This is a genomic window from Saccharopolyspora karakumensis (assembly GCF_004349225.1).
GTDB lineage: Bacteria > Actinomycetota > Actinomycetes > Mycobacteriales > Pseudonocardiaceae > Saccharopolyspora > Saccharopolyspora endophytica.
Genome location: NZ_SMLA01000098.1, coordinates 1 through 8,561 on the forward strand (window position 1 = coordinate 1; position 8,561 = coordinate 8,561).

Annotated in this window: 9 protein-coding genes; 3 read left to right on the forward strand and 6 right to left on the reverse strand. The window is 71.6% G+C overall.

The annotated features are described in order from the left end of the window. The first annotated feature begins 9 nt into the window (after positions 1–9). Positions 10–732: a YwaF family protein gene (locus E1202_RS30490; RefSeq protein WP_235879126.1), complete on the forward strand. Its 723-nt coding sequence runs from the start codon at positions 10–12 to the stop codon at positions 730–732. Here E1202_RS30490 and E1202_RS30495 read toward each other — a convergent pair. Next, positions 719–1,174, reverse strand: a complete 456-nt coding sequence (locus E1202_RS30495) for a tRNA (cytidine(34)-2'-O)-methyltransferase (protein WP_132686771.1) — start codon at positions 1,172–1,174, stop codon at positions 719–721. The genes E1202_RS30490 and E1202_RS30495 overlap by 14 nt on opposite strands. Before the next feature lie 117 nt (positions 1,175–1,291). On the opposite strand from E1202_RS30495, the gene E1202_RS30500 reads away from it, so the two are divergent. Together E1202_RS30500 and E1202_RS30505 are read left to right on the forward strand one after the other, a co-directional pair. Next, positions 1,292–3,316: a primosomal protein N' gene (locus E1202_RS30500; RefSeq protein ID WP_132686772.1), complete on the forward strand. Its 2,025-nt coding sequence runs from the start codon at positions 1,292–1,294 to the stop codon at positions 3,314–3,316. Beyond that, positions 3,316–3,909, forward strand: a complete 594-nt coding sequence (locus E1202_RS30505; protein ID WP_235879124.1) for a GNAT family N-acetyltransferase — start codon at positions 3,316–3,318, stop codon at positions 3,907–3,909. The genes E1202_RS30500 and E1202_RS30505 overlap by 1 nt, the downstream gene beginning before the upstream one ends. Positions 3,910–3,958: 49 nt before the next feature. Here E1202_RS30505 and E1202_RS30510 read toward each other — a convergent pair whose 3' ends face one another. The 5 genes from E1202_RS30510 to E1202_RS30530 form a co-directional block, all read right to left on the reverse strand. Then, complete coding sequence (locus tag E1202_RS30510; RefSeq protein ID WP_132686773.1) at positions 3,959–4,555, reverse strand: GTP-binding protein; 597 nt, start codon at positions 4,553–4,555, stop codon at positions 3,959–3,961. Further along, entirely contained in the window at positions 4,539–4,889 is a 351-nt protein-coding gene (locus E1202_RS30515; RefSeq protein WP_132686774.1) for a DUF742 domain-containing protein, read from the reverse strand. The genes E1202_RS30510 and E1202_RS30515 overlap by 17 nt, the downstream gene beginning before the upstream one ends. Positions 4,890–4,894: 5 nt before the next feature. Further along, positions 4,895–5,275 carry a roadblock/LC7 domain-containing protein gene (locus E1202_RS30520; protein WP_132686775.1) on the reverse strand — a complete coding sequence of 127 codons (381 nt, stop codon included), beginning with the start codon at positions 5,273–5,275 and terminating at the stop codon, positions 4,895–4,897. Next, a complete protein-coding gene (locus tag E1202_RS30525; RefSeq protein ID WP_132686776.1) occupies positions 5,272–7,446 on the reverse strand; it encodes a sensor histidine kinase in 2,175 nt (724 codons plus the stop codon). The genes E1202_RS30520 and E1202_RS30525 overlap by 4 nt, the downstream gene beginning before the upstream one ends. A 226-nt stretch (positions 7,447–7,672) precedes the next feature. Continuing rightward, on the reverse strand, positions 7,673–8,561 hold an 889-nt coding region (locus E1202_RS30530; RefSeq protein ID WP_235879125.1), incomplete at its 5' end, for a polysaccharide deacetylase family protein.

Here is an 8,561-nt window from a genome sequence, read left to right on the forward strand (position 1 = left end):
GTTGGGTGGGTGACGCTGTGGGGTGTGGGGCCGGTTGGGGATCGGTTCGAGCCTTACGGCCTGTCGCATTGGGTGCTGATGGTGCTCATCGTGGGCGGGTCGGTGCTCCTCGTCGCGCTCGGGAGGGGATTGCCCGCGCAGGCCCTGGAGCGGTGGTGCCGGGCGTTCGCGGTCGTGGTCCTGGGGTTCAACGTTCCGCTGCTGGTGTTCCGGCTGATGCCGGGGGAGTGGGACGTCGCCGAGTCGCTGCCGCTGCACCTGTGCGACCTCGCGTGGGTGGTGGCGGCCTGGGCGCTGTGGACGCGGCAGGCGACGCCGCACGCGCTGCTCTACTTCTGGGGGCTGACGCTGACGCCGCAGGCGATCATCACCCCGGCCCTGGACGCACCCGACTTCCCGCACGTCAACTTCATCGAGTTCTGGGGTCAGCACCTGCTGGTGATCTGGGCCGCGGCCTTCCTGACCTGGGCGGTCGGGCTCCGGCCGACGTGGCGCGGGTACTGGGTTTCGGTCGGGGTCACCGTCGCGTGGGGCTCGGCGATGCTGGTGTTCAACGAGGCGGCCGGCACCAACTACGGCTTCGTCAGCAGCAAGCCGGAGAACCCGTCGCTGCTCGACCTGATGGGCGGCTGGCCGACCTACCTCGCGGTGGAGCTCGTCATCGGCATGGCCGCCTGGGCGCTGCTCACCTGGCCATGGACGCGCAGCCGCGAGCCGGTCACGGCGCCTTGAAGTCGTGCTGCCGCCAGGCCTCGTAGACGGCGACGGCGGCGGAGTTGGCGAGGTTCATCGACCGGATCCCGGGCAGCATGGGGATCCGCACCCGCAGCGAGGCCGCGTCGATGAGCTCGTCCGGCAGCCCGGTGGACTCCGGGCCGAACAGCAGCACGTCGCCGGGCCGGTAGTCCACGTCGACGTAGGAGGCCTCGGTGCGGGCCGTGAACGCGATGACGCGTTCCGGGCGCAGCTCCTCCCAGCAGGCATCCAGGCTCGGGTGGACGTGCAACGCGGCGCGATCGTGGTAGTCCAGCCCGGCGCGGCGCAGCTTCGCGTCCTCCACGGAGAACCCCAACGGCTCGATCAGGTGCAGCGCGGCGCCGGAACCGGCGGCCATCCGGATCGCGTTCCCGGCGTTCCCGGGAATCTCGGGGTGGTAGAAGACGACGTGGAGCACTCGAAAATGCTTTCACACACCCCGCCGCGCCGCCCATCACGGGTCGGGCGCTCACGACTCGCCGGAACCGGGCTGCCGGGCCCTGGCCTGGACGGGGGCGTCTGGTAGAGAAGAGGCATGGCAGGTGGACAGCCGCGGAAGCGGAAGGGGGAGGAGACCGAGCGCACGGCGGCGGCGAGCAACCCGGTCGCGCGCGTGCTGGTCGACGTCCCGCTCCCGGCCCACCTGGACCGGCCCTTCGACTACCGCGTCCCCGACCGGCTCGACGCCGACGCGCAGCCGGGCTGCCGGGTGCGGGTGCGGTTCCGCGGCAAGCTGGTCGACGGCTACCTGCTGGAGCGCAACGAGACCACCGACTTCAAGGGCAACCTCGCCTGGCTGGAGCGGGTGTCCTCGCCCGAGCCGGTGCTCACGCCCGACATGCTCGCCCAGGCGCGCGCCGTGGCCAACCGCTACGGCGGCATGCTCGCCGACGTCGTGCGGCTCGCGATCCCGCCGCGCAGCGCCGCCGCCGAGAAATCCGCCCGCCGCGAACCGGTTCCCGCGCCGCAGCGTCCGGAAGCGGCTGCGTGGCAGCGATATCAGCACGGTCAGTCCTTCTTGGACGCCCTGCACTCGGGACGTCCCGCCCGCGCGGTGTGGCAGGCGCTGCCGGGGGAGGACTGGCCCGCCCGGCTCGCCGAAGCCGCCGCCACGACCGCCTCCGCCGGGCGCGGCGCGCTGATCGTCGTCCCCGACCACCGCGACCTCGCCCGCCTGCACTCCGCCTGCGCGGCGCTGCTCGGCGACGACGCGGTGACCCTGACCGCCGAGAGCGGGCCGGCCGAGCGCTACGAGCACTGGCTCGCCGCGCTGCGCGGCTCGGCCCGGGTCGTCATCGGAACCCGGGCCGCCATGTTCGCGCCGGTCCGCGACCTCGGGCTGGCCGTGGTCTGGGACGACGGCGACGACCTGCACAGCTACCCGCAGGTGCCCTACCCGCACACCCGCGACGTGCTCACCCAGCGCGCGCACACCGTCGGTTCCGCGCTGATCGTGGGCGGGTTCGCCCGCACCGCCGAGGCGGCGCTGCTGGTCGAATCCGGGTGGGCGCACGAACTCGTCGCCCACCGCGACGAAGTCCGGACCGCCGCCCCGCGCGTCACCTCGATCGGCGAGGACGACACGCAGCTGGCCCGCGACCCGGCGGCCCGCGCCGCCCGGCTGCCCTCGGTGGGGTTCGAGGCCGCCCGCGCCGCGCTCTCCCAAGGCGCCCCGGTGCTCGTCCAAGTCCCCCGGCGCGGGTACGTCCCGGCTCTGGCCTGCGGGGACTGCCGTGAACGCGCCCGCTGCCGGCGCTGCGCGGGTCCGCTGGCGCTGCCCGGTGGGACCGAGGACGGCATGCCCAAACCGGCCGCGTGCAGCTGGTGCGGAGCCGCCGAGGCCGCGTTCAAGTGCCCCCAGTGCGGTTCCCGCCGGTTGCGCGCGACCGCCGTCGGCGCCGGTCGCACCGCCGAGGAGCTCGGCCGCGCGTTCCCCGGGTTCCCCGTGCGCACCTCCGGCGCGGGCGACATCCTCGCCGACGTCCCCGCGAAACCGGCGCTCATCGTCTGCACGCCCGGAGCCGAACCCGTCGCCGAAGGCGGCTACGGCGCCGCGCTGCTGCTCGACGGGCGCACCCTGCTCGGCCGGCCGGAGCTGCGCTCCTCCGAAGCCGCGCTGCGACTGTGGTTCGCCGCCGCTGCCCTCGTCCGGCCCGGTGGTGACGGGGGCCGGGTCGTGGTGATGGCCGAGTCCTCGCTGCAACCCGTGCAGGCCCTCGTCCGCTGGGACCCCGCCTGGTACGCGGCGCAAGAGCTCGCCGAGCGCGCCGAGCTCGGCTTCCCACCGGCCCGCCGCGTCGCCGCCGTGGACGGCACGCCCGACGCCATCGAAGCGCTGCTGGACTCGGCGGATCTGCCCGCCAGCGCCGAAGTCCTCGGGCCGGTGCCGATCGGGGAGGTCGACGAGGACGGCAACTCCGAACGCGAACGCCTCATCGTCCGGGTCGACCGCGCCGACGGCAGAGCCCTCGCGAGCTCCCTGCACGCCGCCCAAGCCGTGCGCGCGGCTCGCAAGGCCACCGAACTGCAGGTCCGCCTCGATCCGCTGGAGATGCTGTAGTGACCCGGGTCTTCCTGGAGACCGCGCGGATGGTGCTGCGGGAGCTCACCGAAGCCGATGCCGACGGCTTGTTCCGCATGAACAACGACCCCGAGGTCATGCGCTACCTCAACGGCGGGTTGCCGACCACCTTCGACGAGGTGCGGCTGAAGGCCCTGCCGATGTACCGGGAGCGCTACGACCGCTTCGGCGGGCACGGCGTCTGGGCCGCCGTCGACCGCGGAAGTGGTGAGTTCCTGGGCGTGTTCAAGTTCCACCCGCGGACACCCGAGGAACGTGACGACTTCGAGCTCGGCTACCGGATGCTCCGCTCCACCTGGGGCAGCGGCCTGGCCACCGAGGGCGCGCGGGCACTGGTCCACGAGGGCTTCACCGAGCTCGGCCTGCGCCGGATCTGGGCCCAGACGATGGCGGTCAACGCCGGGTCCCGCCGCGTGATGGAGAAAACCGGGCTCCGCCACGTCCGCACGTTCTTCAGCGAATGGCCCGAAGGCCCCGTGCCCGGCGCCGAGCACGGCGACGTCGAATACGCCATCACCCACCAGCAATGGCTCGACGAGGTCGCGGGCGGTTGTGGTTCGAACCCTCCGTGACGTGTGTCCTTTGTGTCCGGTCGGTTCGGACCGGGCTGACCCTTGCCGTTCAGAGGCCTGTTGCTCGGGCGGGGTTGGTGTGGGTCGTGCGGAAGTCGATGGCTCGGTCCAGGACGGTGACCAGGACTTCCTTGGTGTCCTGCTTGCTCCGGGCGTCGAAGGTCAGGACCGGGATCTCCGGGTCGAGGTCGAGAGCCGCGGCGATCTGGTCCGGTTGGTGGCGCGGGGCGCCGTCGAACTCGTTGACCGCGACCACGAACGGGATTCCCCGGCCCTCGAAGAAGTCCAGGATCGCGAAGCACTGGTTGAGCCGCTCGGTGTCGACGATGACGATCGCGCCCAGCGCGCCGAGCGCGATGCTGTCCCACATCGGCCAGAAGCGGTCCTGGCCGGGAGTGCCGAACAGGTAGAGCTTCGGACCGCTGGGCAGGTCCAGCCGGCCGAAGTCCAGGGCCACCGTCGTCGTCCTCTTGTCCTGCAGGCCCGCCAGGTCGTCGATGCCGACGCCCGCCTCGGTGAGGATCTCCTCGGTTCGCAGCGGTTCCCGATCGGTGAGCTCGGTGATCATCGTGGTCTTGCCCACCCCGAAAGCCCCGGCGATCACGATCTTCGCCGAGGTCGTGTTCGGGTCAAAGGTTCCGGACATCGTTGCGAAGCCTCTCCATGAACGAAACGTCAGGCCGGTCGGTGCGCGGCGCGGTCACCCGCAGCAGGCCGCGGTCGACGAGATCGCCGACCAGCACGCGCGCCACTGAGATCGGGCTCTCCAGCTCCGCGGCGATCTCCGCCAGCGAAACCGGTTTCGAGCACAACTCCCGCACCGTCGTGGCGCTCAGCGACACGTCGTCGACGGTGGCCTCGGGGTTCGCGTGCAGCAGAGCCGACACGTCCAGCTCGTCGCTGGTGACATCGGTGCGACCGCCGGTGTGCACGTAGGGCCGCACCAGCGGTCCGGGTTCGTCGTCGTTCCACTCGGCCATGCCGGTCACCGCCGCGCCGGGGTGGCCAGGTGCGAACCCACCCGCGAGACGAGCTGCTCGACGGCCGTGGCCGCCAGTTCGAGGTCCGCGCTCGCCGGGACGACGACCAGCAGGCCGGTGCGCTCCGCGGCCTGGCTGAGCATCAGGAACGCCTCGTCGCTCTCGATCAGCGTGCTGCGCACACCGCCGGAACCGGTGTGCGCGCTCGCGCCGGCCACCATGCTGTTGATCGAGGCGCCCAGGGCTGCCAGCGCGTCGGCCTCGTCCTCGGACATGCCGGAGAACGAGGTGGGCAGGCCGTCGGCCGAGAACAAGATGAGGCCGCGGACGTCGGGAACCTGCCGGCGGAAATCTTCGAGCAACCAGCTCAGGTTGTCGCTGTTCACGAACGTCCCTCCTGCTCAGCACGGGCGCGTCGGATCTGGTTCATGAACGCTACCGCCCCGGACGACTGGTCTTCATCCTCGGAAACCGTTTCCTCGGTGGAGGATTCGCCCGGTCTGCCCTTGAGCCGCGCGAGCGTGGTGCCGCGCTTGCGCTGCGGCAGGCCACCCGCTGAGTCCGGTTCGGACACCGTCGACGTGCTGTGCGGACGGCGGCGCATCCGGACCGTCGTCTCGGCGCTGCGCTCTCGCTTCGCGGACACGTGCTCGGCGATGATGTCGCCGGGCAGCGCCACCGACGCGCGCGTGCCCGAACCGTCACCGGGGTGCAGGCTGACGGCGATGCCGCGCCGCTGCGCGAGCCTGCTCACCACCACGAGACCGAGACGCACGTCGTCCTGCACCGACGTGGCGGTGAAATCCGGTGGTGCGGCCAGGGTTCGGTTGATCCGCTCGCGGTCGGGCCCCTTCATGCCCAGACCGCGGTCCTCGATCTCCACCAGCACGCGGTCGTCGGTGCGCTCCACCCGCACCACCACCGGCGAGTTCGGCGGCGAGAAGCGGGTGGCGTTGTCCATCAGCTCCGCCAGCACCCGGATCGTGTCGGTGACCGCCGGGCCCTTGACCGCCACCGCGGGCACCGCGCGGACGTTGATCCGCGTGTAGTGCTCGGTCTCGCCGATCGCCGACTGCACGAGCTTGCCCAGCGGCACCGGGTCGCGCCAGCGGCGACCGGGCCGGTCACCGGAGAGCACCCGCAGGTTCTCGATCTTGCGCCGCAGCCGCGTGACCGTGCTGTCGACCTGCAGCAACCGCCGCAGCTTGGCCGGGTCCTGCTCGTCGTGCTCGGCGGCGTCGATGAGGACGATCGCCTGCTGGATGAGCGTCTGCTGCCCGCTGGCGATCGCGGCGATGGCGCTGCGGAACGCCGCGTGGGTCCCGGCCTCGTTGATCGTGGCGTCGATGGTGGCGCGCTGCGAGACCTCCATCGCATCGGCGACCTGGCCGATCTCGTCGCGACCGAAGTCCAGCGTGCCCAGCTCGCCGTCCACGTCGACGCGCTTGCCCTCCCGGGCGCGTTCCAGGATCGGCGGCAGCAGGTCGTTGGTGCGGTGCAGCACCGCGTCCCGCAGCCGGGCCAGCCGCGCCAGCACCTGCTCGGTGACCCCGATGTTGCGCCACGAGTACCACCAGCAGCCGGCGGTCACCGCGACCGCGACCAGCACCACCAGGATCGTCCAGACGAACTTCGCGTAGCTCTGCGTCATGCCCAGCGTGATCGCGTGATCGGACTGTGCCATCGACATCGCGTTGAGCTCGCGGCCCACGGTGCTGACGTCGGTGTGCCAGGCCCGCTGCTGCTGCGGCGACAGCGCGTGCGCCGCGTCGGCACCGGCCGCGACCAGCTGGTCCTCCACAGCGGTGAGCCGCTGCCAGGCGCCCGATCGCATCAGCTCGCGGTAGCGCTGCTGCACCTGTGGCGCGGAATGTGCGCTCTCGGCCCGGATCCGGCTGCGGTAGGTGAACACCCGCTCGGCGAACGCGAGGTGCTCGCCGGCGTCGAAACGACCCGAGTCCACCGCGGCCCCGCCGATCATGGCCGCGCGCTGCATCAGGTCGGAGGCGCGCAGCAGCTCGGTGGCGGTGATGCCGTCCTGGGTGACCTGGATGTCGTGGGCGAGGCGGGACTGGGTGTCGAACAGATCGATGCCCGAGTCGATCACGGAGTTGAAGTAGTCGACGGTCGCGCGGCGGTTGAGCTCGCTGCCCTGCGCGAGCAGGCGTCGCTGCGGCAGTTCGGCCAGGCGGTGCTGGAACTGCGCGGTCTTCTCGGCGATCGGTTCCGGCGCGTGCCCCGTCAGGGAGTCCAGCGTGGCGGTCAGCTCGGCGACGTTGCGGTCGGTCGCGGCGCGCGCGGCCGCCAGTTCCGCGGGTCGGATCTCGGTCCGCACCGACAGGTCGCGTTCGCGCTGCAGCGCCTCGAAACCGCGCATCGCGGACGTACCGGCCTCCTTGGCCGCGACCCCGATCCTCCAGACGACGAAGGATTCGACCCCCTGCGGCACCGTCGAGGACAGCAGCACGACCGACAGCAGCACGATCGGCAGTGTGAGCGCGCGCGACAGACGCCTCTTGATGGTCCGGTGATGAGTCTCGGCGTCCTGTGACGTCACCAGCGGAAACCCCCCCTCCGGTTTCAGCGGCGATGATGAGTGCACGGACGCTAGCAGCTGATCAACCCTGCGTGTCGTGGATTGGCAGTCGTGTCAACGCGTGTGACACGTTCATACCAACGCAGGCTACGCAGTGGTCACGATCAGCATGCGGAACCACAAACCGAGCAACCACTTCGCGCAGCTGTGGCGGCGAGATCCCGGGCCGCAGCTGCGCGAAGCGGTGTCAGTAGCGCTGGACGTTCGGTGCCCCCGGCGCCGGCTGGGCGCCGGCCGAGCGGGGTGCCGAGGTCTTCGCCGGATCTCCGTCGGAGGTGTAGCGCGACGCCGGGTCGGCGGCGAGCTTGTCGAGCCAGGCCGTCGAGCCGTAACCCGCGTCCTCGCCGACCGGGCCCTGCGAGCGGATCCGCGGGACGTTGGCCGGGTCGAAGTCGGTGGTGAACGGCGACGGAGCCGGGTTGGAGCCCACCAGCATCACGCTAGTGTGGTGGTAGGTGACCCCGTCGGCCGCCCCGTCGGAGGCCAGCCGCTCCTCGTCGGGGTGCATGCCCAGCGGCAGCGCGATCGAGTCCACCCGCACACCCGGGACGGCGTCGGTGATGACGCGCTGCATCCCGGCGATCTCCTGCTGCGCCTCCACCGAGGAGACCCGGCCGAGGTTGGGGTGGTTCATCGTGTGGTTGCCGACCTCGAAACCGTTGTCGTGCAACCAGGTGAGGCTGCGCCGACCGGTGGGTTCCTCGAACGGCGGATTGAACACGTACATCGTTGCCACTGGGCGGAAGCCCGGGTTGCCCTGAGCCACCGAGAGCAGGATGCCGACGGCCGATTCCGGCGCCGGGTTCCCCGCTGGGTCCACAGTGAACTGGGTGGCGGATCCGTCGTCGAAGGTCAGCACCACCGGGTGCTTCCCGGCCGGGATGTCGATCTTCCCGGAGGCGTACTCGGTGGCCGTCACCGGAACGTAACCCTCGCGGGCGAGTCGTTCCAGCTCCGCCCGGAAATCGGCGGGGGTGCGGTCGTACACGCTGCTCGGAGCAGGTGTGATGCGGTGGTACATCAGCACCGGAACGTCCCCGAGCTCGTTGGCCCCGACCGATGCCGGGTCCGGCGGC